Origin of the sequence: Acinetobacter junii CIP 64.5 (assembly GCF_000368765.1) — a bacterium.
Taxonomy (GTDB): domain Bacteria; phylum Pseudomonadota; class Gammaproteobacteria; order Pseudomonadales; family Moraxellaceae; genus Acinetobacter; species Acinetobacter junii.
The window spans coordinates 519,080-545,318 of record NZ_KB849655.1 but is presented as its reverse complement, the minus strand read 5'-3'; the positions used below and the strand labels follow the sequence as shown (position 1 = coordinate 545,318).

26 protein-coding genes, 1 tRNA gene and 1 pseudogene are annotated in these 26,239 nt (G+C 37.9%); 8 read left to right on the top strand and 20 right to left on the bottom strand.

The features are described from left to right. Window position 1: 1 nt before the first annotated feature. On the bottom strand, window positions 2-1,192 hold the full coding sequence (locus F948_RS08375; protein WP_004962626.1) for an efflux RND transporter periplasmic adaptor subunit: 1,191 nt from the start codon (window positions 1,190-1,192) through the stop codon (window positions 2-4). Between the two features lie 145 nt (window positions 1,193-1,337). Then, window positions 1,338-1,790 (bottom strand): Lrp/AsnC family transcriptional regulator, encoded by a 453-nt coding sequence (locus F948_RS08370; protein WP_004962624.1) that lies wholly within the window; start codon window positions 1,788-1,790, stop codon window positions 1,338-1,340. Between the two features lie 155 nt (window positions 1,791-1,945). Here F948_RS08370 and F948_RS08365 point away from each other — a divergent pair, with 155 nt between their 5' ends. Continuing rightward, window positions 1,946-2,563, top strand: coding sequence for a LysE family translocator (locus tag F948_RS08365; RefSeq protein ID WP_004962622.1), 618 nt, complete (start codon window positions 1,946-1,948; stop codon window positions 2,561-2,563). 55 nt (window positions 2,564-2,618) lie between these two features. Here F948_RS08365 and dapC read toward each other — a convergent pair whose 3' ends face one another. The 3 genes from dapC to purT are packed head-to-tail and all read right to left on the bottom strand — an operon-like array spanning window position 2,619 to window position 7,722. After that, a complete protein-coding gene (gene dapC, locus F948_RS08360) occupies window positions 2,619-3,788 on the bottom strand; it encodes a succinyldiaminopimelate transaminase (RefSeq protein WP_004962620.1) in 1,170 nt (389 codons plus the stop codon). A 25-nt stretch (window positions 3,789-3,813) separates the two neighbouring features. Then, the gene (gene glnD, locus F948_RS08355; RefSeq protein WP_004954822.1) at window positions 3,814-6,480 is read right to left on the bottom strand and encodes a [protein-PII] uridylyltransferase; all 2,667 of its coding nucleotides are present in this window, start codon (window positions 6,478-6,480) and stop codon (window positions 3,814-3,816) included. A gap of 24 nt (window positions 6,481-6,504) precedes the next feature. Beyond that, complete coding sequence (purT, locus tag F948_RS08350; RefSeq protein WP_171057541.1) at window positions 6,505-7,722, bottom strand: formate-dependent phosphoribosylglycinamide formyltransferase; 1,218 nt, start codon at window positions 7,720-7,722, stop codon at window positions 6,505-6,507. Between the two features lie 268 nt (window positions 7,723-7,990). Between purT and F948_RS08345 the strand changes: the two genes are divergently transcribed. Then, window positions 7,991-8,452, top strand: coding sequence for a hypothetical protein (locus tag F948_RS08345; protein WP_004962614.1), 462 nt, complete (start codon window positions 7,991-7,993; stop codon window positions 8,450-8,452). Window positions 8,453-8,595: 143 nt separating this feature from the next. Here F948_RS08345 and F948_RS08340 read toward each other — a convergent pair whose 3' ends face one another. Beyond that, window positions 8,596-9,300: a Crp/Fnr family transcriptional regulator gene (locus tag F948_RS08340; RefSeq protein WP_004962611.1), complete on the bottom strand. Its 705-nt coding sequence runs from the start codon at window positions 9,298-9,300 to the stop codon at window positions 8,596-8,598. 106 nt (window positions 9,301-9,406) lie between these two features. Here F948_RS08340 and F948_RS08335 point away from each other — a divergent pair, with 106 nt between their 5' ends. Both F948_RS08335 and F948_RS08330 read left to right on the top strand, forming a co-directional pair. Next, complete coding sequence (locus tag F948_RS08335) at window positions 9,407-9,940, top strand: Mpo1 family 2-hydroxy fatty acid dioxygenase (RefSeq protein WP_004962603.1); 534 nt, start codon at window positions 9,407-9,409, stop codon at window positions 9,938-9,940. 128 nt (window positions 9,941-10,068) lie between these two features. Continuing rightward, on the top strand, window positions 10,069-10,641 hold the full coding sequence (locus F948_RS08330; protein WP_004962601.1) for a hypothetical protein: 573 nt from the start codon (window positions 10,069-10,071) through the stop codon (window positions 10,639-10,641). Window positions 10,642-10,726: 85 nt separating this feature from the next. On the opposite strand, the gene ychF is transcribed toward F948_RS08330, so the two are convergent. From ychF to F948_RS08295, 7 genes are all read right to left on the bottom strand, one after another. Beyond that, on the bottom strand, window positions 10,727-11,818 hold the full coding sequence (ychF, locus tag F948_RS08325; RefSeq protein WP_004911821.1) for a redox-regulated ATPase YchF: 1,092 nt from the start codon (window positions 11,816-11,818) through the stop codon (window positions 10,727-10,729). A gap of 99 nt (window positions 11,819-11,917) precedes the next feature. Further along, on the bottom strand, window positions 11,918-12,577 hold the full coding sequence (locus tag F948_RS08320; RefSeq protein ID WP_004962596.1) for a methionine ABC transporter permease: 660 nt from the start codon (window positions 12,575-12,577) through the stop codon (window positions 11,918-11,920). Then, the gene (locus F948_RS08315) at window positions 12,558-13,628 is read right to left on the bottom strand and encodes a methionine ABC transporter ATP-binding protein (protein ID WP_004962593.1); all 1,071 of its coding nucleotides are present in this window, start codon (window positions 13,626-13,628) and stop codon (window positions 12,558-12,560) included. Before F948_RS08315 ends, F948_RS08320 begins: the two co-directional genes overlap by 20 nt. Window positions 13,629-13,639: 11 nt before the next feature. After that, entirely contained in the window at window positions 13,640-14,470 is an 831-nt protein-coding gene (locus F948_RS08310; protein WP_004962591.1) for a MetQ/NlpA family ABC transporter substrate-binding protein, read from the bottom strand. A 27-nt stretch (window positions 14,471-14,497) separates the two neighbouring features. Next, on the bottom strand, window positions 14,498-15,910 hold the full coding sequence (locus tag F948_RS08305) for an LLM class flavin-dependent oxidoreductase (protein WP_004962589.1): 1,413 nt from the start codon (window positions 15,908-15,910) through the stop codon (window positions 14,498-14,500). Further along, window positions 15,910-17,133, bottom strand: coding sequence for an SfnB family sulfur acquisition oxidoreductase (locus tag F948_RS08300; protein ID WP_004962585.1), 1,224 nt, complete (start codon window positions 17,131-17,133; stop codon window positions 15,910-15,912). The genes F948_RS08305 and F948_RS08300 overlap by 1 nt, the downstream gene beginning before the upstream one ends. Window positions 17,134-17,146: 13 nt before the next feature. Beyond that, window positions 17,147-18,358, bottom strand: a complete 1,212-nt coding sequence (locus tag F948_RS08295; protein WP_004962581.1) for an SfnB family sulfur acquisition oxidoreductase — start codon at window positions 18,356-18,358, stop codon at window positions 17,147-17,149. A gap of 356 nt (window positions 18,359-18,714) precedes the next feature. Here F948_RS08295 and F948_RS08290 point away from each other — a divergent pair, with 356 nt between their 5' ends. Together F948_RS08290 and F948_RS08285 are read left to right on the top strand one after the other, a co-directional pair. Then, the gene (locus F948_RS08290; RefSeq protein ID WP_004962578.1) at window positions 18,715-19,485 is read left to right on the top strand and encodes a glutathione S-transferase family protein; all 771 of its coding nucleotides are present in this window, start codon (window positions 18,715-18,717) and stop codon (window positions 19,483-19,485) included. A gap of 456 nt (window positions 19,486-19,941) precedes the next feature. Next, on the top strand, window positions 19,942-20,412 hold the full coding sequence (locus F948_RS08285; RefSeq protein ID WP_004911804.1) for an Lrp/AsnC family transcriptional regulator: 471 nt from the start codon (window positions 19,942-19,944) through the stop codon (window positions 20,410-20,412). A gap of 43 nt (window positions 20,413-20,455) precedes the next feature. Here F948_RS08285 and F948_RS08280 read toward each other — a convergent pair whose 3' ends face one another. Together F948_RS08280 and F948_RS08275 are read right to left on the bottom strand one after the other, a co-directional pair. Then, window positions 20,456-21,205: a YebC/PmpR family DNA-binding transcriptional regulator gene (locus F948_RS08280; protein WP_004954784.1), complete on the bottom strand. Its 750-nt coding sequence runs from the start codon at window positions 21,203-21,205 to the stop codon at window positions 20,456-20,458. Window positions 21,206-21,347: 142 nt separating this feature from the next. Next, window positions 21,348-21,902, bottom strand: coding sequence for a 1-acyl-sn-glycerol-3-phosphate acyltransferase (locus F948_RS08275; RefSeq protein WP_004962575.1), 555 nt, complete (start codon window positions 21,900-21,902; stop codon window positions 21,348-21,350). 222 nt (window positions 21,903-22,124) lie between these two features. Between F948_RS08275 and F948_RS08270 the strand changes: the two genes are divergently transcribed. After that, window positions 22,125-22,691, top strand: coding sequence for a lysozyme (locus F948_RS08270; RefSeq protein ID WP_004962571.1), 567 nt, complete (start codon window positions 22,125-22,127; stop codon window positions 22,689-22,691). 76 nt (window positions 22,692-22,767) lie between these two features. Here the strand turns inward: F948_RS08270 and F948_RS16700 are convergent, their stop codons facing one another. The 5 genes and pseudogenes from F948_RS16700 to F948_RS08245 all read right to left on the bottom strand — a co-directional run. Next, window positions 22,768-23,001 carry a hypothetical protein gene (locus F948_RS16700; protein ID WP_004962567.1) on the bottom strand — a complete coding sequence of 78 codons (234 nt, stop codon included), beginning with the start codon at window positions 22,999-23,001 and terminating at the stop codon, window positions 22,768-22,770. Between the two features lie 277 nt (window positions 23,002-23,278). Next, a complete protein-coding gene (locus F948_RS08260; RefSeq protein WP_004911781.1) occupies window positions 23,279-23,500 on the bottom strand; it encodes a cold-shock protein in 222 nt (73 codons plus the stop codon). A 274-nt stretch (window positions 23,501-23,774) separates the two neighbouring features. Then, window positions 23,775-23,851, bottom strand: a tRNA-Met gene (locus F948_RS08255). Window positions 23,852-23,968: 117 nt separating this feature from the next. Further along, complete coding sequence (locus F948_RS08250; RefSeq protein WP_004962565.1) at window positions 23,969-24,898, bottom strand: LpxL/LpxP family acyltransferase; 930 nt, start codon at window positions 24,896-24,898, stop codon at window positions 23,969-23,971. 150 nt (window positions 24,899-25,048) lie between these two features. Continuing rightward, window positions 25,049-25,951 (bottom strand): annotated as a pseudogene (locus tag F948_RS08245) (catalase family protein); the annotation flags it as partial. A 111-nt stretch (window positions 25,952-26,062) separates the two neighbouring features. Between F948_RS08245 and F948_RS08240 the strand changes: the two are divergent. Continuing rightward, window positions 26,063-26,239, top strand: a 177-nt coding sequence (locus F948_RS08240) for a transposase (protein ID WP_004962561.1), incomplete at its 3' end; no start/stop codon positions are given.

Sequence of the window (26,239 nt, the reverse complement as noted above, 5' to 3'; positions counted from 1 at the left end):
TTTATTTCTCCTGCGATTTTACAAGCTTTTGAGTAAGTGGCGTTTCAGGAATTGCTTGCGCAACATTCACTAAATCACCATCGGTCAAGAAACCTGTACCAGAAGAAACCACTTTTACATTTAACGGGAGGTCTAAGATTTCAACTCGATCATTTTGTCGACGTCCTGTTGTTACTTTTTTCTGTGTTACACGGTTGTTTTGATCAAGTACAAAAACATAGGAAAATCCATCACGGAGCAGTAGAGCGGTCTGAGGAATGGTGATTGCTGTTTTTTCACCTAGATCAAACTCTCCCTTTACAAACATTCCCATACGAATTGCTTGAGTTGTTGGTAAATCAACATATACCAAACCATAACGTGTTTGAGGATCAATTACTGGTGCAATCATTCTAACTTGACCTGTCACTTTGGGTTGTGAAGGATCAGGTGAAATAACGTGAGCAGTCATGCCTTGTTGAAGTTTGTATAAATCTGTTGTTGTAACTTCAGCTCTCCACTCCAAGCGATGATCTCTAATCAAGCGGAATAATTCTTGACCTGTTTGTGCTAAAGAGCCAACGGTTGCAGTTCTAGCAGAAATGACACCGTTGTCAGGAGAAACGACTTGTGTTTGGGCTAAGCGCAGTTGATTACTTTCAATTTGTGCTTTTGCTGCATCTAAACGTGCTTGAGCTGTTGCTTGTGATGTTTGATATTGTGTTGATTCTTGAGCTGAAATAGCACCAGTATTTTTTAACTGCTGAATGCGCTTATTATTGGTAATTGCATCAGCCAAGACAGCTTGAGCTTCTGCATAGCTTGCTTTTGCTGCCGCTAAATCAGCACGAATAGTTTCACTATTAATTTCAGCTAAAATTTGACCACGTTTTACTTCATCACCGACATTTACATTCACACGTGTTAATCGCTGTCCAGATAGCTCACTGCTAATTACAACTTCTTGCCAAGCTGCAATATTTCCATTCGCAGTAAAAACTTGTTTCCAGTTTTGTTGTTCAGGTGAAACTACTGTTACGGTCAGTGCAGCTTTTTGAGTGTTTGTTTGAGCATTTTTTTGCTTATCATCTGTATCTGAGTTTTTACTTGAACTCGTTTTCCACATAAAAAATGCAACAGTCATAAGTACAATAATGATTGCAGCAATCAACCAAACCTTTTTCTTTGTATTTTGTGAAGTTTGAGGAGCCATCTTTCCATAGTCACCAAATTTTGATGCCTAAGTATAGACGAACATTTCAACAGATGGTCAATAGTTAATAGATAGATGAATAGCTTTTAAATACACTATATGTTGGGAGACTAATGAATTGAAAGCGGCTACATATTATGAATATTTAAAGAGGTAATAAGCGGTTGATCACCACATTTTTCATCACAATCGTTGAGGTGAGTCGTTGCACATTTGGTAATGCCGATAAACTATCATCATAGAGTTTCTGAAAACTTGCTAGATCTTTGGCAACCACATGGAGAAGATAATCAGGATTACCAAACAGACGTTGTGCTTGAATAACGTTGGCTATTTCACTGACTTTTTCTTCAAATTGAGATAGTGCGCTTTTATCTCCATCTTTAAGTGTCACAAAAATGATAGCTGAGAAATTAAATCCAATTTGAGATGCTTCCAAATCCGCATGATAGCCTTTGATTACACCTGATTCTTCCAGAGCCTTTACTCTACGATGGCAAGGAGATAAGCTTAGACCTACTTTTTCAGCGAGTTCTGTGATAGATAGTCGCCCATTTTTTTGTAATTCAGCAAGAATTTTCTTATCTGTGCGATCCATTTAGAAGAATCTCCTGAATAAATAGAAATAAAAGAAATTAATTAGGAAAACATTTTAACCATTTAAGCATATTCTCTCCAATAGATTTTTCAACACATGGTTGAAATAAAAATTCATTTCAATCGTAGTGTATTGAAATAAATAGAGTTATGGATATGGATTTAAATGTAATTATTGCCTTTTGGTGTGTTTCAATCTTGTTTGTTTTAACACCTGGTGCTGACTGGGCGTATGCAATATTGGCGGGAATAAAAGGGAAGTTTATTGTTACAGCTGTTTCAGGGCTTGTACTGGGGCATTTTTTAGCGATTTTGTGTGTTGCGGCTGGAGTAGGTGCTTTAGTTAGTCATTATCCAATTTTATTGACATCTTTAACGATTGTTGGCGCATGTTATTTACTGTGGATGGGTATAAGCTTGTTGATCCGACCAGCTACTATCTCAAGTACTGAACAGCAGACATCTACGTTTGATTCAGCAAAGTCTTGGTTCGTTAAAGGTGTGGGAATTAGTGGTTTAAATCCAAAAGTTTTATTGCTCTTTTTTGCATTATTGCCGCCATTTATTCACCCAAACTTGCAGTTTTCAGCTACAGCTCAGATCCTTTCTTTAGGTATTATTCATTTAATTAGTTGCGCGATTGTTTATGTATTGGTTGGATTGGCAGCAAAGAAACTATTAAGTACTAGACCCTATGCGGTTAGGGTGGTAAGTCGAATTTCAGGTACGTTGATGGTTTTGATAGCCACAATTCTAATTATTGGTCAGGTTTAAGTTTTATTTCGGAATCTGTAATAAAAATCACTTACAGATTCCGAACTCATTGTATTTAAAGAATTGCTTTTAAGCGTTTAACCACTTCTTCACATTGAGCGAGATCAGCAACTAAAGCCATGCGTACGTGACCTTCGCCTGGATTGCCTTGTTCAGTATCACGAGATAAATAGCGACCTGGAAGAACTTTGATATGTGCTTTTTCCATAAGCATTTGAGCAAAAGTTTCATCATTGTCAACTTTTAACCAATAGTAGAATCCAGCATCTGGCTTTTGTAGTGGTAATAAATGACCAAATTCGCTTTGGAATAATTCAAATTTCGCACGATATTGTTGGCGGTTTTCTTCCACATGTGCTTCATCATTCCATGCTGAAATTGATGCAAGCTGATGTTGAACAGGCATTGCTGCGCCATGATAGGTACGATACTGTAAATAAGGTTTTAATAATGCTGCGTCGCCTGCAACGAAACCAGAACGCATACCTGGAAGGTTTGAACGTTTTGAAAGTGAATGAAATACGATGCAATTCTTATAGTCATCACGTCCAATTTCAGCGCAGACTTCTAAAAGGCCAATTGGTGCTTGGTCAAACCAAAGTTCTGAATAACATTCATCAGAAGCAATAACAAAACCATATTGATCAGACAGTGCGATTAGCTTCTTAAATTGTTCTTTTGAGAGTACGGTTCCAGTTGGATTTCCTGGTGTACATACAAACAATAAAGCTGTTTTTTCCCAAACTTCTGCAGGTACAGCATCAAAATCGCCTAAATAACCATTTTCTTCTGTACAGTTGATGAAATATGGTTTTGCACCAGCAAGTAACGCAGCACCCTCATAAATCTGATAAAAAGGGTTTGGCATCACAATATAAGGTGCATCTTCTCTTTTAATTAAAGCTTGTACAAAAGAAAAGATTCCTTCACGTGTGCCAGAAACAGGCAAAATATGTTCTTCTGCACTGATTTGATTCAGTGAAAAGCGATTTGTAAGCCATTGTGCAATACTTTGGCGCAGCTCAGGTAAGCCCTTACTGTTTGGGTAGGTTGATAAATGTGCAAAGTTTTCAATAATTGCTTGTTTAACGAACTCAGGTGCAGGATGTTTCGGTTCACCAATAGACAATGGAATCAAAGGTAAATTGGCTGGTTGCACATTTTTAAAAAGTTGATTTAACTTTTCAAAAGGATACGGATGCAATAAAGACAAGCTAGAGTTCATTTAAACAGTTACCGAACAATAAAAATTAAGAGGGTGGATTACAAATTTGGTTTGATGCTTCATCAAGAGCCGCTTTCAGTGTCTCAGCAAAGAGTTTGACCTCTTCATCAGTTAACAACACACCATTTTTTTTGGTCACAAAGAAAATATCTTCAGCACGTTCACCTAGGGTAGCAATCCTCGCTGAGTGGATATCTAAACCTTGTAGCATGAAGAGAGCGCCAATACGTGCAAGTAAACCGGGTTGGTCAAGTGTCGATATTTCAACCATATGCTGTTGTAAAGCAGGGTTTAGTGCGATATCGACAGTGTTCTGAACATCGAAATGGCGCAAATGTCTTGGTATACGACGTTGCATGATACCAGGGTATTGGTCAGGATGGCTAAGTGCTTCAACCAATGCCAATTTCACTTTTCGTTCCCGTTCTGGGTCAGTCAGTAAGGTGCCAAAACGATCTAAGACTAAATATGTGTCTAGACTAAAAGCAGTACTTGCCGTAATAATTCGGGCGTCTTGAACATCAAGGTTCATACGATCTAGTACGGCTACGGTTGTGGCAAATAGGTTTGGTTGATCACGGGTATAAATAAAAATTTGTACTGCATCTTGTGCAGCATTGCGGTGAGCACGTAACAATACCAACGGAGCAGGGTTATCGCCGTGCTGTAATATAGCTTGAGTATGCCAAGCGATTTCATTTGCAGATTCTTTTACAAAGTATTCATCGCCAAGTTCTTGCCAAACCTTTTCTACTTCAGCGAGTGAAAAATCATTCACTAACAATTCACTTGCAGCGAACTTGGTATCTTCAATCAGCATTTGATAATCAACTGGTCGACCTAGACCTGAACGAATCACATCACGTGCATAGGTATATAACTGGCGCATTAATGAAGCGCGCCATGTATTCCACAGTTTTGGATTTGTCGCATTGATATCTGCAACCGTAAGGGTGTATAGATAATCAAGATGCTCCATATCACCAACTTTTTCAGCGAATTCCTTCACTTCATCAGGGTCAGAAATATCTTTTTTCTGAGCAGTGAGTGACATCAGTAAGTGATTGTTGATTAACCATGCCACAAGTTTACATTCACGTTCAGTAAATCCGTGTGTTCGACAGAATTCAATGGCATCCAAAGCACCGAGTTCACTGTGATCACCGCCACGACCCTTGGCAATATCATGGAAGATTGCAGCAAGATAAACGATGTCGTGACGTGAAATACGTTGGAACACTGAACTCACTACAGGAAACTCTTTCGCAAATTCAGGCTCTTTAAAACGACTTAGGTTACGCAGCAGTAATAAAGTGTGAGCATCGACTGTATAAATATGGAAAAGATCATATTGCATCAGCCCAGTAATTTGACCGAAAGCTGGGATGTAATTACCTAATACGCCATAACGTTTCATCGCGACCATAGTGTCATATAAATCGGGTGAACGAATAATCGACATAAAGAGTGCTTGATGATCAGGATTATCGCGGAAGCGTTGATCGATTCGTTTAGCTGCGAGCACAAGTAGTCGTAATGTACGCGCACGAATCCCTTTTATTTCAGGACGATTGGCGAGTAAATAAAATAACTCTAATATTGCACTTGGCTCTTCAGAGAAAACTTTGTGGTGCTGTACTGCAAGTTTGCCATCTACGATTTTGAAACGTTCATTGATGTCTTCGATTTGACGTTCATAGTCTGGTAATCGAGGGGTAATCACTGACTCGTTAAAATATGCTAAAAGCATTTCGTTCAGTGTTGAAACTTGCTGTGCTGTTCGATAGTAACGTTTCATGAATTGTTCAACGCCATAGTTGGCAGGTTGACCTTCTTCACGAACATAGCCGAATTTAGCAGCTATTTCTCTTTGATGATCGAATAAAAGTCTGTTTTCATCACGTTTAGCTAAACGATGTAAATGGCTACGAATTTCCCATAAGAAGCTCTCTGCTTCTTCTAAAACTGCAAGTTCAAATTCTGTAATAAAGCCTAAATGCACAAGATCATAAATACGATTTACACGAAAATGGCGTTTAGCAATCCAACCAATTTGATTGATGTCACGGATACCGCCAGGCGCATTTTTAATATCTGGTTCGAGATTGCTTTCAGTATTATTGTGTTGAGCATAACGCTTAGCTTGCTCTTCCATTTTCGCATCATAGAAGGTTTTATCCGTCCATGTCTGTGCGACAATTCGACGTGGCCATTTTGCTAAGTTTTCATTGCCTGTGATCAAGCGTGCTTCAATCAAGGTAGTAGCGACTGTTAAATCATTTGATGCTTGATCAACACAGTTTTGAATCGTGCGTACACTGGTACCTGGTTTAAAATTACCAACATCCCATAAAGAGGAAATGAAAGAAGAAATAAGCTTTTCATGTTCTTCACTGATCTCATCCTCAGACAAGATCATAATATCTGTATCTGAATATGGCAGCATTTCGCGGCGACCATATCCACCTACAGCGAACAAACCTAAATTCGTTTGATCTAAACCTGCATGATTCCATAAAAAAATCAATGCTTCATCAATAGAGTTTGATCGAGCTTTAATAACTTCACGAATAGATTGCCCATTTTCATAACTCTCTTGTAATTGCTTTTCTACATCGGTTCGCCATTGGTTAATAGCTTTAATATCATGATGACTGGTGACATAGTTCAGCAATGGAGATGTATTGATCATGAAAATGGGTCTACTCAATTTAGGTTAAAGGTTGGTTTGAACATTCACTTGATCTGCGGCTTGTTTTGCCAGTTCACGAGCCAAGTCTGTATTTTCAGCACGTGCCGTAGCAACACCCATACGGCGGCGTTTGAAACCTTCAGGCTTACCAAACAAACGCAAGTCAGTGTTCGGGTTTGCTAAAGCAAAATTCAAGCCAGTAAAGCTAAGATTTTTTGCATCTACACCCGCATAAATCACTGCACTCGCAGCAACACTATGGCGTTCAGTATTGACTGGTAATCCTAGAATCGCACGTGCATGAAGTTCAAATTCACTTTGGAACTGAGAAGCGAGGGTAACTAATCCAGTATCATGAGGACGAGGCGATACCTCACTAAACCAAACTTTATCGCCTTTAATAAATAACTCTACACCGAAAATACCACAACCACCCAAAGCAGTCGTAACTTTATTAGCAATTCGTTTTGCTTCTTGTAAAGCTGCAGCAGTCATTGCTTGAGGTTGCCAGCTTTCTACGTAATCACCAGCGTCTTGGCGATGCCCAATTGGATCACAGTAATGTGTTTCAATCTCACCAGTTTGAGGATTTTTAGCACGAACTGTAAGTAGGGTAATTTCGAAATCAAAATCAATTTGTGACTCAATGATCACCGTGCCTTGATTAACTCGACCACCTTGCATTGCATAATCCCAAGCTGCATCAACTTCATCAAAGTTTTTTACTCGAGATTGACCTTTGCCAGAAGATGACATTACAGGTTTTACAAAGTTTGGATAACCAATATCATCGCATGCAGCACGGAAGCTTTCCAAAGTACTCGCGAAACGATATGCAGAAGTTGGTAAACCAAGTTCTTCAGCAGCTAAACGGCGAATACCTTCACGATTCATCGTAAGGTTTACAGCTTTTGCTGATGGGATCACCGTTGCCGTTTGAGACTGTTCGATTTCGACGAGAACTTCAGTCGCAATTGCTTCAATTTCTGGGACGATTAGATTAGGTTTGATTGTTTCAATCAGTTGTTTTAATTCGGTAGGATCAGCCATATTCAAAGTATATGAATAATGAGCAACTTGCATAGCAGGTGCATCGTCGTAACGATCAGCAGCATGAACTTCGACACCTAAACGTTGTAAAGATATAACAACTTCTTTACCTAGCTCTCCAGAACCTAACAGTAAAACCTTAAATGCAGAAGATTGAAGTGGAGTTCCAAGAGTGACGCTCATGCGCATAATCCTATCCTGAGTAATTTGTGTTTAAGCATAGCAGAACTTTTTGTTGAATTAAGCTCGCTAGGAACAAAAATAATAGGTTTTTGTTAGACAAATAATGGCTTTAAGTTTCTTTATCCAAGATGGAAAGACAACTATTTATATAAATTAAATGATTTTATTGAGTCTAAAACGATTAATGTCATAGCTGCATGATAATGTGTCAACAGCCGTTGAGAATTATGACTAAATTGACTAGCATAAAGACCAAATTTTTCATCGGCGAATTGATATGTTAAATGCAAGAGTTCATCTTTTAGCAGCACTGATGATTTGTCCTTTTTTAGCTGCATGTGGTAACTCAAACAGAGAAAGCGAGAAAAAGGTTGAAATCAAACCAGCTCCAAAATTAACGAATGACGCTACAACATATGCAAATGCTGCTTGGAAGTTAATTAATGAGATAGATGTACTTGTATATAACAAGCAAGTTACTGATATCGAAGAGAAGGTGAGAAAGCCTATCCGTCAGTTGAGTACAGATTGGCGTATTAATGTCAAAATGACTGATTCTGTGACGGAAGGGAAATATGCTTTATGTCGTAAAGCGCTCACAAGCCTAGATAGTTGGGCTAGAGATGTTAAAGACAATGCAAATAACTCAGGTCAGAAGCAATCAGATTATGAGCGCGATAAAGCCCAGTGCAAGGATGCAATTGACAATCCAGCATTAGGTAATACTTCACCGAAGTAAATTCAAATTTGCTCCTAAAGCGAGAATACGATTTTCGCTTTAGGTTTTATGTAGCTTCTATTTTTCAAATTTTTTATTTTCAGGTTCTTAGATTGCTAATTATTAGAAAAATAAATCTGGGATATCAAACAAACATTTTACTTTTAATCATTCAGATTATTCACCGCAGCTAAATGTCTCAACCCATCTAAATTTATAACGATGATTTTTTTAAAGCCTAATTGAATGATTCCTTGTTTTTCGAAAGCATTCAATTCTTGATTTACAGTTTGCCTAGAGACTGTCAGCATATTGGCAAGTTGATCTTGTGAGATTTGAATATTTAAATCTTGAATGGATGAGCGGTTACCGTAACCTTCTAATATAAATAACAAGCGTTGAGCAAGACGCTGACTGATCGTTTGAGTTTGAATTGCAATTTGCTCTAAAAAGACATAGCGAAGTTTTTGACTGGTCAGTAGGGCAAAGAAATACCAATAATAGGGATTTTTAGATAAAAACTCGTTCAGAGGTTGAGCTGGGATTTGAAGCACAACACTTTTTTTCAATGCAATAGCATCATGAGAGCGTGGTTGTTTGTCTATGAGAGAAATCTCGCCAAACCACATGATTGGTTCAGCGATAGCAGCAATTGCTTCATTACCGTTAACGTCTATGTAACCCAAACTAATTGAGCCATCGAGAACACCATACACACCATCGAATTGATCTTGAGCATTAAACACAGCGGCATTTTTTTCAATTATAAGTTTCTTACCATGATCCAAAATGAACTGCTTGAAAGGCTCTGCAAGATGACTAAACCACGAATTTTGCTGTAAATGGTGAATATGAATGGGATCTAACACTCTATTTCCTTTTAAAAATATAAATCCATTTGTCAGCTACATGACAATTTTATTTGCTGATTTGTAATAGATTAATAACATACAGAAATAATATGAGGAATTAAAAATGACAAATTTGGAGCGTCTACTCAGTCAGTATGCTGCATATCATTTGGATCAGAAAAATATTGTGACCCATTTTGTGGGTATTCCACTGATTGTTTTTTCAATTTTATGCTTAACTGCGCGTGTGGGAGTAGAAATATCAGGAGTTTCAGTGACTTTGGCATCGATACTGATTGTATTGAGTGCGATTTACTATATATCACTAGATAAGTTATTTGGCATTCTAATGTTGATTATATTCATCGCAGCATATCCACTTGCAGTAAAAATAGCCGTATTACCGATGTGGAGCTGGTTAGGAGCGAGTATCGGTATTTTTGTAGTAGGTTGGGTATTTCAATTTGTAGGGCATTATTTCGAGAAGAAAAAACCTGCATTTGTTGATGATTTGATTGGTTTAGCAATAGGACCTCTATTTGTATTGGCAGAGTTCGTTTTTCTACTTGGATTCCGTAAGCCATTACATCAACGTATTTTAAAAGAAGCACAAATGAAACGTGCAGAAATGGATATGAAACCGCAAACAGCGTCTTAATTGATCTATTGCAAGTTAAAAAGCCAAGCTCATAACGACTTGGCTTTTTCATTTACTGATTCTAAAAGCTTGATCTAATTGCTAAGCTTATTTTCGGTTTAGGTTGATGATTTATTATTAAAGAGCAAATGACAGGAATTTATGAATATTGGTCCTTACCTGAAAAATTAGAAATTAAATGTCCATGTTGTTGTGTCGGTAAAGCTAATTTCGAATTTGCCAGAATAGCCAAGATAACACTCAAGAAAGATGTCGAGTATTTCCAACAACATGCTGCTTTTGAATATGAGCGCTTTCAGGATAGTTGCGGAGCTTATTGGCATGCTGCATTTTATTATCCAAATTTATCAATTCCGATTGAACAAATTCAAGACTTACCTAAAGGCTATGATGCAACAGTTTGGCATGCACGTTATTCCAGACTAAGTCATGGAGGAGTCGTTTGCGAATCATGTAATTGTCAACAAAAGCATCATTTAAACTGGCCGAATGATGCTTATTACACTGTGATGTATAAACAGCAAGTTTTATGGGCGTTTCATCGTGAGGCTGCTTTGGATCTGTATCATTATCTAAATGAAAACCTAAGAGACCACAAAAATTTTCGACATTCTTTCTTTTTATTACATATCCCAACTATCTTTAAGCAGAAAAAAGCGAGATTGCATGTCACGCAACAATTGAAAAAGTTATTGTTATAAGTTGTTTTTAAATTTAAGTGGTAATAAAAAATAAAAAAAACCGCCAATCAGGTCAAATTGGCGGTTTGGAAATCAAAACTTTGATTTATACGTTGAAACGGAAGTGAAGGACATCACCGTCTTGAACGACATAAGTTTTACCTTCTAGACGCCATTTTCCTGCTTCTTTCGCGCCGTTTTCACCGTTGTATTGAATAAAGTCATCGTAAGAAATACATTCTGCACGAATAAAACCTTTTTCAAAATCAGTGTGAATCACACCAGCCGCTTGTGGCGCAGTCGCACCCACTTTAACTGTCCAAGCACGAACTTCTTGTACGCCTGCAGTAAAGTATGTTTGTAAGCCAAGTAAGCTATAGCCTGCACGAATCACTACGTTTAGACCTGGCTCTTCCATACCCATTGCTTCTAAGAATTCAGCACGGTCTTCATCTTCAAGTAATGAAATTTCGGCTTCGATCTGATTGCAAAGTGGTACAACGATTGCATTTTCTTCAGCAGCAAGTTTTTTAACTGCGTCAAGATGTGGGTTGTTTTCAAAACCATCTTCTGCAACGTTGGCAATATACATGGTTGGTTTAAGTGTCATTAAACCAAAACCACGAACAGCTTTACGCTCATCATCTGATAGGTCAGCGGCACGTGCTGGTTTACCTTCATCGAGTAAAGGTTGGATTTTTTCTAATGCTGCTTTAGTGGCAATTGCATCTTTATCGCCACCTTTAGCTGCTTTAGTTAAGCGTAGTAATGCTTTTGCAACAGTATCAAGGTCAGCAAGTGCAAGTTCAGTATTGATGGTTGCGATGTCATCTAATGGGTCAATTTTACCATTTACGTGAATCACGTTTTCATCTTCAAAACAACGTACTACGTGTGCGATTGCATCAGTTTCACGGATGTTTGCAAGGAATTGGTTACCCAGACCTTCACCTTTTGAAGCACCAGCAACCAAACCTGCGATATCAACGAATTCCATCGTAGTTGGAATAACACGTTGTGGTTTAACAATTGCTGTAAGTTTGTCTAAACGTGGATCTGGAACAGGAACAATGCCTGTATTTGGTTCAATGGTACAGAAAGGAAAGTTTTCAGCAGCAATCGCTGCCTTTGTTAATGCATTAAATAATGTAGATTTACCTACGTTTGGCAGACCAACAATACCGCAATTAAAACCCATGAAACCACTCACAAATGTGTTATTTAAAAATTGTTGCTGATTTTACATGAAAGCCATGACAAAGTCAGGTCATGGCTAGTGAGGATTCATAATTCAGGATCAAACTTTTCGTTTATCGAGTTGTTTGGCAATATTATCACCTGTCGTTTGTACCAACATGACCAAAACAATTAGGACCAAAATCACCGCCAGCATGACTTGCATATCAAAACGCTGATAGCCATAACGATAGGCAATATCACCGAGCCCACCTGCACCAATCGCACCTGCAATGGCAGAAGAGCTGATCATGGTGACAATAGTCACGGTAAAACCTGCAACAATTCCCGGCAAAGCTTCAGGAAGCAATACATGCCAAAGAATCTGCTTGCGGTTACAGCCCATTGCTTGTGCTGCTTCAATCAACCCTTGATCTACTTCACGTAGACTGACCTCTGCAATGCGGGCAAAGAACGGAATAGCCGCAATGGTTAAGGGTACAATCGCGGCTAAAACACCATAACTGGTGCCAACGATCCAGCGGGTAAATGGAATCAATGCCACCATTAAAATCAGGAAGGGGACTGATCGAGTGATGTTAATGATCCAGCCTAAGGATTGATTGATTTTCTTGGAAGGGTAAATCCCAAAATCAGCAGTACTCACCAAAATTAAGGCAATGGGTAGCCCAATCAGAAAAGCAAGAATTGCAGAGACACCCACCATGATTAAAGTATCGGTAGTGCCTGTCAGTAATAGATCAATGAGTTGATTGTACATAACCGATCACCTCAAGTTGTGTTATAGCAGGATGTTTTTCAGATTGTGAGTGGTTGAGATCAAAGTTGAGATTGCGAATCCCGATGATCAATGAGCCAATGGTACGTTGCTGAATGGTATCTATCTGACTGTAATACACCTGAACGGGGCTATTAAAGCCATCCAATAGTTCATATAAATCAGGCACCGATTTCGACTCACTGACATATTTCAATTTTAAAATCTGATGCGTACTCTGAGGCAGAATGGTTTGGCTCAACTCAAAGGGTAAATTCACCTGTTCAAAGTTGAGTAATTCCTGCGTGATCTGTTGTTGTGGATTGGAAAATACCGACCAGACTTGCCCGGCTTCAACAATTTCACCCTGATCAATTACGATCACTTGATCGCAAATCTCTTGGATAACTTGCATTTCATGGGTGATCAAGACAATGGTTAAACCGAGGTCTCGATTGATCTGTTTTAATAAGGACAGAATGTTGGCGGTACTTTCAGGGTCCAGTGCTGAGGTGGCTTCATCACAGAGCAGGATTTCAGGCTGAGAAACCAAAGCACGTGCGATACCAACACGTTGTTTCTGTCCACCAGACAGTTGAGCAGGGTAATCATGTCGCTTCGCTTCTAATCCCACCAGCGTCAGTACATCGCTGACCCGTTGTTCAATCTCAGCCTTGTCATAACCTGCAATACGCAGCGGTAAGGCTACGTTTTCCCACACCGTTTTGGCAGACATTAAATTAAAATGCTGAAAAATCATGCCAATTTTCTGCCGAGTTTTGATCAACTCGGCATGGCTCAATTCCGCGATATTTTGTTGATGAATCAAAATACTGCCTGTATCAATCGACTCTAAGCCGTTTAAGGTACGGAGTAGGGAGGATTTACCCGCACCGCTTTTTCCAATAATCCCAACAATCTGTCCTTTGGGAATATCGAGATGAATGTCTTTTAAGGTATGTAAGCGTTGGCCCTGTACATTATAAAACTTATTTAAACCACGTATTTTCAGATGCTGGACTGAAAAATCGACCTGTGAACCAAAACTCACCATGATTGTTCTCCTTATTTCCAACCTGGGAACCACAACGTTGGACCGAAATCGCTATCCAAGGCTGCTTTAACTTTTGCTGAGTTTTGATAAATCTCGACAAATTTCTGTAGTTTGTTGTCTTTGTCCTGATAATCATCACGCACCACAAATAAAATCGCATAACGTTTATTGGTATTGTCATCAAACAACAAGGCAATTTCAGGATCAGCCGTTTTGGCTAAACGTAAATAATGTGGATAGCCAAAAGCGAGATCAACATCATCAATGGCACGTGCAGTTTGAGGGCCTTCAACTTCGGTAAATTTCAGGTTCTTCGGATTCGCTGTAATGTCCTTCAGTGCAGAAAGGTGATTATTGCTGTCTTTCAGCTCAATCAACTTGGCTTGTTGCAATAGCAATAAAGCACGCCCTTGATTGACAGGATCATTCGGAATCGCAACAGTTGCACCATTCGGAAGTTCATCAAAACTTTTATATTTTTTTGAATACAGTCCAACATGTGAAGCCGCACCAGCAGCAAATGACTTTAATTTAAAGCCAGTTTCTTTAATGGCATTATCCAAAAAAGGTTGATGCTGGAAAAAGTTCGCATCAATATCGCCATGATTCAAAGTGATGTTTGGGGTATTCCAGTCGGAAAACTCGACCAATTTGACATTCAAACCTTGCTGTTTGGCTTCATCCGCTGCAACTTGCAATGGATGGGCAAAAGAGGGACTAATCCCAATCACCAGTTCAGTGCTATGGTGCTGTCTTTGTTTATTCCAAATCAATAAGGCAATAATTGCGACAACAACGACAAGGCCAATACCCAACCATTTTTTAGAGGCTGTTTGAGCCATATATTTCTCCAATTCTTTTCTTAAATGTTAAGCGCTAATTTCTTCAATTATTTTTAGTTCATCTGCGTTGTTATGTGTTCTACATCGGAACTGATCAGCAGGATGGCTTGTAGCTAAATGATCGCCTTGGGCAAATAGCTTATTGCGTAATGAGCCTGTAGCATATTCAGTTTTATAGCGTCCACGTTGCTGTAACTCAGGAATTACCAGTCGAATGAAATCATGGTGTGATTCAGGTGCAACTGTACGGGTCAGGTTAAAACCATCAATGCCAGTTTGATCGAGTAGTTCAATCAGGTATTCAGCAACTTCAGCGCCACTCCCTACAATCAGGGGATAACGTCCACCCAAAACATGTTGGGCTTTTAAGTCATTTTTGCTGATGCGCTGTTCTTTAAACTTCTCATTGACGGAAGCAATGCTATTGCTCTTTTGATATGGAATCGCTTCATCATCTGCAAACTTGGCAAGATCAATCCCGACTGAACTGGCATAATGCGCTAAACCCGCTTCAGGGCTGGCATATTGACGATATTCAGCCAGTTTTTGCTGGGCGAGTTCATGTGTTTCCGCGACGACAACGGTCATACCGACAAAGACTTTAATCGCATTTTCATCACGACCTTGTTGTTGTGCTTGTAATCGTATTTTATTGACCTGTTGACGAATCTTTTCTGGCTGATCACCACCAATAAAAATACATTCGGCATGGCGCGTAGCAAACTTTAGTCCTTTTGGTGAAGCACCAGCTTGGAAAAGTGTTGGGGTACGTTGAACCGAAGGTGCAACTTGAAATACCCCTTGGCTTTGGTAATATTGACCTTGATGATTGATCGAGTGGACTTTATTGGGATCAGTAAAAACGCGCTGTTGCTTATCTTTTTTTAAGGCATCATTTTCCCAAGAACCTTCCCAATATTGATAGCAAAGCTGTAAAAACTCCTCGGCTTGATCATAACGCGCATCATGATCTTTTAAACCTTTTTGCCCAATAAGCCGTTCGGCACTATCCAAATAGCCAGTAACAATATTCCAGCCCAAACGACCTTGGGTTAAATGATCAAGACTGGCAAATCGCCGTGCAAATTGATAAGGCTGTTCATAGCTGAGATTGACCGTGACGCCAAAACCCAAATTCTGCGTGACCAAAGCCATTGCTGAAATCAGGGTGGAAGGGTCATGACTTGGTAACTGAATCGATTCTTTCAGAGTGAGATCGATGCCATTCTGATAGACATCATAAATACCTGTAATATCAGCTAAAAATAAACCATCAAACAAACCTTGTTCTAAAGTTTGTGCCAATTCAGTCCAATAACTCAGTTCATTAAAGCGATGTGATTGATCACGCGGATGCGTCCATAAGCCATGATTGATATGACCGACACAGTTCATATCAAAGGCATTTAACAAGATTTTTTTAGCAGTCGTTTGGCTCATTACAAAGTCCCCCGACGTGGAGGCAGAATGCCATTCAACACATAATTACCGATGAAGTAATATTTCCAGCGTGCAGCATCATGCAAGGTGTGTACACGTGCATTACGCCAATGACGATCAAGACCATCAGCACGTTGACTGCCGCGACTACCTGCTAATTCAATCAGTTTCGATGATGCCTTTAATGCAGTTTCAGTACTATGCGCACGTACTTTTGCCACATCAATTGAGGCTTTGGCTAAGGTCTCCGCATTCAAATCTTGTTTGGCAATATCTACAGAGCGAGCTGCTTGTTTTAGTAAAAGTTCGCTGGCTTTGACATCGGTTGCCACACGACCCAGCTCAAATAGGGTTAGGGGGTCTTGAGTGGCGGAATCAATATTGGCATCAATCCAAGGGCGGGCAACACGTACACGTTCTAGGGTTTCTTCAAAAGCAGCACGAGCAATCCCGACTTCAATCGCGGCATGCATGATTTGAGCAAATGGTCCTACCAAAGATAGCTGCTTAAAGGCGGTATCAAAAGGAATCACATCCTCTTTGGCAACAAAGACCTGATGAAATTTGACTGTACCGCTGCCGGTAGTCCGTTGCCCAAAGCCAGACCAGTCATCAATCAGTTCTAATCCTTGACTGTCTCTTTGTACAAAAGCCAAAAATTCGCGTCCAGATTCATTCACCACTAAGGTTGGAATACGATGGGCGAATAGGCTACCAGTGCAATAGAATTTTTCCCCTTGGATCAGATAACCGTTTTCGCTTGGAATCAATGTGGTTTGCTTATGTGCAGAGGTACGTGTTTTAAATTCAGCCAGTGCATTACCAAAACGCGCACCTTGTAACACTTCTTGATAGAGGTGTTTCTTTTGCGCTTCCGTACCAGTATTGCGCAATACCTCCAATGCATAAAAATGGTTTTGTGGAATCTGACCGATTGAACCATCCGCACCACTAAACAGCGCAATCACTTTAGCTACAGTTAGGCTGGAAACTTCTGCACCACCGTACTGCTTAGGTACCGTAATTGCCCATAAACCTGACTGACTATAGGCTTCGATTTCAGTAAACGGCAAGTTTCGATTGGCATCGCGTTCCACCGCATTTTGTTTAAACTGTTGACTGAGTTGAGTTGCAATTTCTAGGGCTTCGCTATCGCTCTGAATAATACGCGCTGCTTTAATATGGGTTTTGGCAAAACCTTCTAATTCTTGATATGAGGTCATGATGATTTACTCCTTAAATCCAAGCATGGCGGGCAGGGTGAGTACCATTCAGGTAATAGTCACCAATCACATGGAATTTCCAACGCACAGGATCGTGTAAGGTATGTACGCGAGCATTGCGCCAATGCTGATCAAGATTATGTTGGCTTAGGCTGGCACGACTACCACCAAATTCGAGTAATTTTTCTGAGATATGCAGGGCAGCATCATTGGCATAGATCTTTGCTTCTGCTACTAAAATAGAAGCGCGTGCGGCTTGTTCGGTAGAAATCTCAGTAAGTTGATCAAGTTCATCTAGAAATTCTGCTGCCTCATCTAGTAATAAAATGGCTGCATCGAGCAGGATATTGAGTTTACCAACTTCTTGTAAGGTGTAATGTTCTTCACTGGCTTTTTCTACACCTGCATCAATAATGGGGCGTGCTTTACGAATGCTGGTTAAAGTGTCATCAAAAGCTGCTTCGGCGATGCCAACATCAATGGCAACTTGTAGAAGTTGAGAATAGGCACCGCGAACATTTGGAGTATCAGCAATAATGCGCTCATTAAAAAATAGTGCAGGATCAACGACAACATTACGTAGTTTTACCGTTCCGCTGGCTGTAGTGCGTTGACCAAAGCCATTCCAGTCATTAATCACTTCAACACCAACAGCATGTCGATCAACGATCGCCAATACGGTATAACCATCTGGGTGTAAGGCACGAATCGCTATCCAGTCTGCAAAGCTGGTTCCAGTCGAGTAAAACTTTTCTCCATTTAAAAAGTATTGCCCATTTTCCAACGTTAACGTGGTTTGAATGGATTTGGTATCTTTGGAATTTTTTTCAGGTCCACCATTTGCAATGCGTTTACCTGCAAGAATTTCAGTGTAGATAAACTGTTTTTGTGCATCTGAACCCGTGATATTAATAAAATTTAAAAGACCGAATTGGTTTTGTGGAATTTGCCCAACATTGGCGTCTGCTTTACTTAAAATACGAAACACATGGGCCAAAGTTTTATTGGAGACAAAAGCACCACCATATTGTTTTGGAATACGGATACCGCCTAAACCCTTTTGACTAAACTGATTGATTTGTTCCGTTGGCAAAATACGATTTTGGTCTCGTTTATTTCGTTCTTCTAATGCAAAGTCAGCAACTTGATAGGCAGCATTAATGGCCTGCTGATCATTTAAAATCAGTTGTACTGGAGCTTGGATCACTGATTGATTACTGGACATGTAGACACCTCTAATAGATAAGAGGAAATTTACAAAAGTTTTACTTTTCCACTAAACCATCAGTTTTGGCTTGTATATCACAATAATTGTTAAGCATTTTTTATGAGAAAAATGAAATAAAAAATGATATTTAAATTTTAGTGAAAACAATTATTTATCACTTTTGGTGTAAACCTAAAGCTACAAAAATAGTTTTTTATGACTAAATAGAATAACTTCATCTAAAAAATGTATAGCAAGCTTTAGCCAAAATTAAAAAAGATAGAGCAAAAACGACATTGTAATCATTCACTTTTACTTCTAAAGTAGGGAAAACTTTATGTTTGATCGAATAGAAAAATAAATTTGGAGTGTCTATGCGGGTTTTATACCAATTTCCTTTATCTCACTATTGTGAAAAAGCTCGCTGGTTGTTAGATCATAAGGAATTGGACTATGTTGCACATAATTTAATTCCTGGTTTTCACCGAGCGTTTACCTATCTCAAATCAGGGCAATATTTTTTGCCAATGTTGAAAGATGACAAACGCTGGGTTGCAGATTCAACCAAGATCGCCCTCTATCTTGATGCGACTTATCCCGAACATGCATTATTGAGACGTGATGAACAGTTACGTGAGCAAGCTTTAGAAATTGATAAATTATCGGGTGAGCTGGGTGTGCATGTCCGACGTTGGTCATTGGCGCAAGCGTTATCTGTTGGCGATCATCCACTCGAAATTATGATGGGTGAGCAAGGCTATTTACGCCAGTTTGAAAAAATTTCTAAACCAATTTTAAAGAGTTTAGTTTCTTCAAACTATAAGTTAAATCCTCAGAAAGTCGCAAAATCTAAAGTGAGAATGACTGAGCTGATTACCGACCTCAATCAACGCTTGATTGATAATCAAGGGCGTTATTTGGTTGGCGATCGTCTAGGTTTAGCAGATATAGCAGTTTGTTCAATTCTTGCGCCTTTACTCGTGATTAAAGGTACGCCGTGGGAATTGGAAAATGATGATATTGAACAATTCACGGGTGAATTGAAGGAATATCATGACTATTTATTAGATTTACCGCTTGGACAATATGCACAGCGTATTTATGCGACTGAACGTAATGCACGGGTTGATTGGCGGGGTTTATAAGATTTGTTGGTGAATAAAGCCCTGATTGAAAATAATCGGGGCTTTTTTATGAGAAAGAAAAGAGCAAAATAGTCAATAAAGTAAAAAATTATCGGTGAATAAAATTAATTATTAAAAGAAAATTCGTTTTGAGCTAAAAATATTAGAAATATTTTCCAAATTTACTTTAAAAAAAGTTAAAAGAGGGAAATAATTGTAAGAAGGCTTTGTTATCTTATGTTTCAGGGTGTGATGGGGATCGAAACGAGTTGTTTGACTATTGGGAGATGAGTCGAACATTTACTCAAAAGGTCTTGTTTCGGCTTTGAGACAAAGATAAACCAAAAGTTTATCGGAATAATGTTCGTGTTATCCATACAACATTGTCAAAAGTTAAACGTATGTTTTCCCTTGACCCTTAAAAATTTGTTTTAAGCAGTTCCGATAAAATAAGTTAGAAATCATATGGACTGTACTATGGAATTAGATCGATTTGATAAGCAAATTCTTGAAATTTTGACTCATGAAGACGTAAATCTGAATGAATTGTCAGAGCGTATTAATCTATCTGTAAGTTCAGTGCATCGCCGTATTAAAAATTTAATTGAATCCCAAGTAATGGGGCAACTTAAACGAGAAATTAACTTTAATAAGCTTGGTTTTAGTCTGCACATTCTTTTGCAAGTGTCGCTTAGTAAGCATGACAGTGAAACTTTTGATAAGTTTTTAGAAGAGATTGAAGATATTCCAGAAGTGACCAATGCATTTCTGGTAACAGGGCAGAGTGCAGATTTTATTTTAGAACTGGTAGCGAGAAATATGGATGACTACAGTGAAATTTTATTACGCCGTATTGGTAAGATCGACAGTGTAGTCGCACTTCATTCGAGTTTTGTGATCAAAGAATATAATGTTTTCAACTGTTATAAGCTTTTAAATAAGCTATAAAAAATGCATCTAAAAAGATGCATTTTTTACTCATTTGAATCAGTTAAGCATCGAGTTGAGCTAAAACTTCTTCTGTAAATTCCACGTTTGTATAAACGTTTTGAACATCATCAAGATCTTCAAGCATATCAATCATTTTCATGATCTGTTTAGCTTGATCGATATCGTTGATTTCAGCTTTAGTCGATGGGCTCATGACCACTTCGGCATTGTCAGATTTTAATCCTGCTGCTGTAAGCGCATCTTGAACATCACCAAAACTTTCTGGACTAGTGATAACTAAGATACTGTCTTCATCGATCTCGATGTCATCAGCACCAGCTTCTAAGGCAACTTCCATCACTTTGTCTTCTAATGAAACATCATCAAAAGAAATTTCGCCGCGCTTAGTGAATAGGTACGCTACTGAACCGTTGGTACCCAAGTTGCCATTGGTTTTACTAAAGCAATGACGAACATCTGGAACAGTACGGTTTAAGTTATCAGTCATGGTTTCAACGATAACTGCAACACCACCAACACCATAACCTTCATAGGTTACTTCTTTTAAATCATCATTATCTTCGCCACCAGCACCACGTTGGATCGCACGGTTGATGGTGTCACGTGTCATATTCACAGAAAGTGCTTTTTCAACAACGGCACGTAAACGAGGGTTACTCGCTGCATCTGGCCCGCCTAAACGTGAAGCTGTTACGATTTCACGGATGTATTTAGTAAAAACTTTACCGCGACTTGCATCTTGTTTAGCTTTACGATGCTTAATATTGGCCCATTTAGAATGACCCGCCATGGAAGTAACTCCAAAAAATTAAAACTCAAAAAAGTGCGTGAATATTAGCATAGCGATAGTTTTGTTGAAAACCACTGCATTAAGCATTCAAAATTTAAATTCCTGATCATGTATTAAAGATTGATCAGAAAGAATGCAAAAATTAGTTAATCTTTACGTCAATATCGTATTCAGCATAAAGAGCTTTGATTTGTTCCAAATCTTTTTGTAAATCTGTAGGATAAATTTTTCCTAAAATACCACCTTGTTTTGTACGTGCATTGGCATACATCAAAATAATAGGTACGTTGGCTGCTTTAGCAATATGCCAAAATCCTGTACGAATTGGTTTGCGATCTTCACCATTTTTTGCGCGTGTTGCCTCTGGAGCTATGACTAAATTAAAGCGCTCATTACGCTTAAATAAGTCGACCATTTGCGTCACTATGTCTTTATTTGCTTTACGATCAACAGGAATGCCACCTAGCTTTTCTAAAATAGGTTTAAGAGGACCTTTGAAGAGTTCCTTTTTAATCAATGTATGAACTTTGAGTTGTAAAATTTCAAACAAAGCGAGTGAAAGAATAGTATCTAGATTTGATGTATGTTCAAATCCAATAATCACTTGTTTTTGTTCCAAAATTGCGGGATCAACTTGATATGTCCAGCCTGCTGCCTTAAAGATTGATTTTCCAATAATTTTTTTCATAGCAGTCATTCATCGTTCAAAAGAATCACAGCAGTTTAATATGACTTATTGTGAAAATATATATCCTTAACAACCACAACTTCATGATTTCGGCAAATTGAATATTTTTCAAGGAATAGCAAATAATTCTGATCTGTTGATTCAGTGATATGTAAGGTTGTTACCATAACAAACTCGTAATCACAGCATGAATATGCTGAACTCACTTAATTTAGATTCGAGAAAAACTTGGTGAAAAGCTTTAAGAAGTGGCTAAAACAAATGATCAATCAATACCAAGTGAGTTCTAGATCAGAGACATCGAACTCTAATATAGCAACTGCATATGATGAAACTGAAGTTGAAGCCATAGTGCCTATGCAAATAAGCCATGCTGGAATGCGCTTCATCATGGAGTTTGAAGATCTGAGATTAAAATCTTATGATGATGGAGCAGGCACTTGGACTATTGGATATGGAACAACGATTTATCCAAATGGAGTGATAGTTAAAAGAGGTGAAACCTGCACTGAAAGTGAAGCAAAAGCTTATTTTCAACATGATTTATTAAGGTTTCAGCGTACAGTAAATCAGCTTGTTAATGTTTCATTAAAGCAAAATCAGTTCGATGCCCTTGTATCATTGACTTATAACATTGGTGAAAATGCATTTAGAACATCAACATTATTAAAGTATCTAAATATGGGTGAATATTCAGCAGCAGCCGAACAATTTGGGGTTTGGAATAAGGCTGGAGGGAATGTGATGCGTGGATTGGTGAGACGTCGACATGCTGAAAAAGAACTATTTCTAAAATAATTATTGGAATTCTATTCAATAAATTAAGATTGAAACAGTAAATACGTTAAGGGGGACTTTCTAATAACGAATAGAGCTATCGTAACTCTAACTGGTGATCATCTTGAGTTAGCTTAATTTTAATTTTTCTGTACTTACGCTTATTAGGTTCTATAGCAGAATGTTTTAATTCGTCTGAAAATTTCTTTTGATGCATAAGTTCAGTATAGGTTTTATAACCTAAAATAATTCGACTTGGATATTGTCCATTTCTATTTAAATAGTACTCAATAGATTGGTTTAATTCTTCTAATATACTAATATTGCACATATTTATAAGATGATCTTAGATTCGATCTTATCCTAACATAAAAATTAAGCTTTGTAATGTAAATGCAATATTTAAATTCTATGAAAATTTTATTCGAGAGATTTTAATTTTATATTCTATTTAATGGTTTATCTAATAAGAAATAAGCCCACTTCTATAAGTAGGCTTACTGAGCAAATTTAGTAATATTCTAAGACCGTAAGATGAAAAGTTTATGGTATTTTCAGCTATAAGTTTTGATATTTTTGACTGGAATTAACTAAATTAGCAAATGGAGTTAAGAGTTCAATGCAAGAACAGAAATATTACTTGCTTGTAAACCTTTTTTACCTTGCATTACGTCAAATTTAACGCGTTGACCTTCAAAAAGTGTTTTAAATCCGTTGTTTGCAATTTCGCTGTAGTGAGCGAAAACATCTTGACCATTATCTGACTGAATAAAACCAAAACCTTTAGTTTCGTTAAACCATTTAACTGTACCATTCATACCATTTGACATAATAATAATATCCTTTCTCTTGATGAGAATAAATTTATAAAAGACTGATTTTAAAATAATAAACTTGAAACTAAAATATCAAATAAGCGGGAAGTATTCATGCAAAATGAGAATTTTAATGAGACAAAAATATATTTTCTTATCGTGTATATTCACTATACGCTTTATATGTGAATTAGCAATCTTTATTTTTAGATTAAAAAATGAACCAATATTAATGTTATGAATTACATAAGATTAATACAGAATATTTTTCTAAAAAAACTTAAATAATTGGATGCGGGGGTTGGATTTGAACCAACGACCTTCGGGTTATGAGCCCGACGAGCTACCAGACTGCTCCACCCCGCACCAGTGAGTTGACGTTATACGCGGTATAATTGATAAGGTCAAATAAATCTTCAATAAATAATGCTATCTGAAGTATTTTTAACCTTTATTGAGGTTTTAACATGATTTTATCTATAATTAATATATCTTATCTTGACCTACTAATCGTGTTTTAAAGCGGCGATGGAACCACATATATTGTGTTGGTTGAGTACGAATTTGATTTTCTAATATTAAATTTACACGAGTCGCATCATTAATTTCATCATTTGTAGGAAAATTCTCAAGCTGCTTCTCTAATAAAATATGATACTGAGGATTTTTAATATCTCCAGTTCGATAGAAAAATAAAGGAATCGCTACAGCATTTGCAATTTTTATTAGACGTCTATGTGCGGTTAATGTTGCTGCCTGTACACCGAAAAAGGGGGCCATCACACCTTGTTTCAGTCCAAAATCTTGATCGGGACTATACCAGATAGCTCGCCCAGCTTTTAGACTGCTAATTAACCCTTTCATATCATCTTTTGAGATTTGATGTTTATAGCTAGATGCTCTGCATCTTGTAATCATCATATCAAGTACAGGATTGTTTTGAGGGCGATAAACTACATCTAGATCAAAGAAGCGACTACTGATAAATCCTCCAGCATCCAGTAGCGTGGTATGACTTCCTAATAGTAATATTCCATGTCCTTTTGCTGAGTTAATGTGTTCGATACCATGGATATGAATTCTATTTTCATACCATTTAGGGCAATACCATGCATTTAATGCTTCAAATACTCCAAGCATGGTATTGAAAAAGACCTCTTGACCATCTTTGTATAATGATTCAGCATCTTTTTCGGGAAAACATATCATTAAGTTTTTAAGTGTAGTTTTTCTTCTTGAATGAAGATATTTCCATGCAAATTTTGCTAAACAATTTGCAACTCTGTGCTGAATAAACCAAGGTAAAATTGCACCAATCATAAGTAGGGATATTGCAATCCAAATACCCCAGTATTTGGGCAGTAAAAAAGCCCACTGAAACTTTCCTGCCTCATAATGTTTGTTGGTTTTCATAGCAGTCTGTTTCGTTTAAAAAACTCACCAGCCTAGCATATTTTAGATTTATTTGTTTTAGAGAAATCTTTACTTCTAGAAAAGCATATTCACTATATTCTTAAGTTATTATTTTACATTAGATTAATGTATCTAGAATTGAGATGTTATTCACGGCTCAATTCTTTGGGTAACGTTCATCTGATGGCGAACAGTACTTATATTTTCGTAAATGATTTTACGCATACGATTGATAGCGCCTAAAGGTTTGTGTTCAGGCAAGGAATGCCAAGGTGTAAATGAAAGATTCTCACAGAACTGATTTTGTTCTGGGGTGTCAAACTCTTGTTTAGGAATGTTTATGATTGCAACAGTATAAAATGGGGCGATTGACTCTTTCCACTCGGTCATTGAATCTTCGACAGACATGTTAGATGACGTTCTTGGTTGAACCATAAATTCCATACAAACATTTTTTTCCTGTAAGGTGCTTCTAAGCGCTGTTCTTAAATAATCAGGGTTTGTTTGTTTAGTTATAAACTCGGAAGTCTGTGTGCATGGTTTAACCGAGTATTTTACTGCTTTTCTATCAGCTCCTGATCCAAGTTGATAGGGAACCATCGACCAATAACGACTATTTATTGGATTAGTTATTTTTGAGTTCGCGGCACTAAAAGCATTTTTTGTACCTTTAAAACCAAGTGTAAAAGGGAGTTTTAGTTTTTTTAAGATACTATCACTGCTGGTTGCATCCACAAATTTAAGATATCGACTTGCATTATCTGCAAAGAAAACAGGATGATTAATCATAATAAAATCTTGAGTCGTGGCATTTTTTTCATTTTCTAGAATTTTATTGCCTGTAACGCCTAAAATTTTAATCGCCATGCCACGAGCATCTTTTTCATAGTCTGCTTTTGAAGCATCGCTAGATGCATTTGAAAAACGGATCCAAGCATCATAATTTTTACTAGGTATGAAAATGCCATGTGCAAATTTTTCGACTAAATTTGGTAAAACTTTGAATTCTGCTTTCATACAACCATGGGCTTTAGGATGAGCGTCTCGTAGTGCTAATTTTGGTAATCCCCCCTAAAAAAAATAGGATCTAAAAGTAGAATTTTCTCTTAAGATACGAACAGGAGATTCTGCATGAAAACATCTAAATTTACTGACAGTTAGATCATGTCCATCTTGAAACAGGCAGAATCTGGCACACCTGTAGCGACCCTTTGCCGTGAACACGGCATGAGTAATGCTACCTTTTATAAATGGCGTGCCAAATATGGTGGTATGGATACATCATTAATGGCTCGACTGAAAGAGCTAGAAGCCGAAAATACCAGACTTAAAAAGATGTAT

Excerpts from the sequence above, each read along its gene's own strand:
- F948_RS08300 (WP_004962585.1), bottom strand. The coding sequence starts at position 17,133 with ATGACCTCATATCAAGAATTAGAAGGTTTTGCCAAAACCCATATTAAA.
- F948_RS08335 (WP_004962603.1), top strand. The coding sequence starts at position 9,407 with ATGACAAATTTGGAGCGTCTACTCAGTCAGTATGCTGCATATCATTTG.
- F948_RS08365 (WP_004962622.1), top strand. The coding sequence starts at position 1,946 with ATGGATTTAAATGTAATTATTGCCTTTTGGTGTGTTTCAATCTTGTTT.
- F948_RS08375 (WP_004962626.1), bottom strand. The coding sequence starts at position 1,192 with ATGGCTCCTCAAACTTCACAAAATACAAAGAAAAAGGTTTGGTTGATT.
- F948_RS08345 (WP_004962614.1), top strand. The coding sequence starts at position 7,991 with ATGTTAAATGCAAGAGTTCATCTTTTAGCAGCACTGATGATTTGTCCT.
- F948_RS08285 (WP_004911804.1), top strand. The coding sequence starts at position 19,942 with ATGGAATTAGATCGATTTGATAAGCAAATTCTTGAAATTTTGACTCAT.
- F948_RS08250 (WP_004962565.1), bottom strand. The coding sequence starts at position 24,898 with ATGAAAACCAACAAACATTATGAGGCAGGAAAGTTTCAGTGGGCTTTT.
- ychF (WP_004911821.1), bottom strand. The coding sequence starts at position 11,818 with ATGGGTTTTAATTGCGGTATTGTTGGTCTGCCAAACGTAGGTAAATCT.
- glnD (WP_004954822.1), bottom strand. The coding sequence starts at position 6,480 with ATGATCAATACATCTCCATTGCTGAACTATGTCACCAGTCATCATGAT.
- F948_RS08295 (WP_004962581.1), bottom strand. The coding sequence starts at position 18,358 with ATGTCCAGTAATCAATCAGTGATCCAAGCTCCAGTACAACTGATTTTA.
- F948_RS08305 (WP_004962589.1), bottom strand. The coding sequence starts at position 15,910 with ATGAGCCAAACGACTGCTAAAAAAATCTTGTTAAATGCCTTTGATATG.
- F948_RS08310 (WP_004962591.1), bottom strand. The coding sequence starts at position 14,470 with ATGGCTCAAACAGCCTCTAAAAAATGGTTGGGTATTGGCCTTGTCGTT.
- F948_RS08370 (WP_004962624.1), bottom strand. The coding sequence starts at position 1,790 with ATGGATCGCACAGATAAGAAAATTCTTGCTGAATTACAAAAAAATGGG.
- F948_RS08290 (WP_004962578.1), top strand. The coding sequence starts at position 18,715 with ATGCGGGTTTTATACCAATTTCCTTTATCTCACTATTGTGAAAAAGCT.
- F948_RS08275 (WP_004962575.1), bottom strand. The coding sequence starts at position 21,902 with ATGACTGCTATGAAAAAAATTATTGGAAAATCAATCTTTAAGGCAGCA.
- F948_RS08260 (WP_004911781.1), bottom strand. The coding sequence starts at position 23,500 with ATGTCAAATGGTATGAATGGTACAGTTAAATGGTTTAACGAAACTAAA.
- F948_RS08315 (WP_004962593.1), bottom strand. The coding sequence starts at position 13,628 with ATGGTGAGTTTTGGTTCACAGGTCGATTTTTCAGTCCAGCATCTGAAA.
- dapC (WP_004962620.1), bottom strand. The coding sequence starts at position 3,788 with ATGAACTCTAGCTTGTCTTTATTGCATCCGTATCCTTTTGAAAAGTTA.
- F948_RS08330 (WP_004962601.1), top strand. The coding sequence starts at position 10,069 with ATGACAGGAATTTATGAATATTGGTCCTTACCTGAAAAATTAGAAATT.
- F948_RS16700 (WP_004962567.1), bottom strand. The coding sequence starts at position 23,001 with ATGTGCAATATTAGTATATTAGAAGAATTAAACCAATCTATTGAGTAC.
- F948_RS08280 (WP_004954784.1), bottom strand. The coding sequence starts at position 21,205 with ATGGCGGGTCATTCTAAATGGGCCAATATTAAGCATCGTAAAGCTAAA.
- F948_RS08320 (WP_004962596.1), bottom strand. The coding sequence starts at position 12,577 with ATGTACAATCAACTCATTGATCTATTACTGACAGGCACTACCGATACT.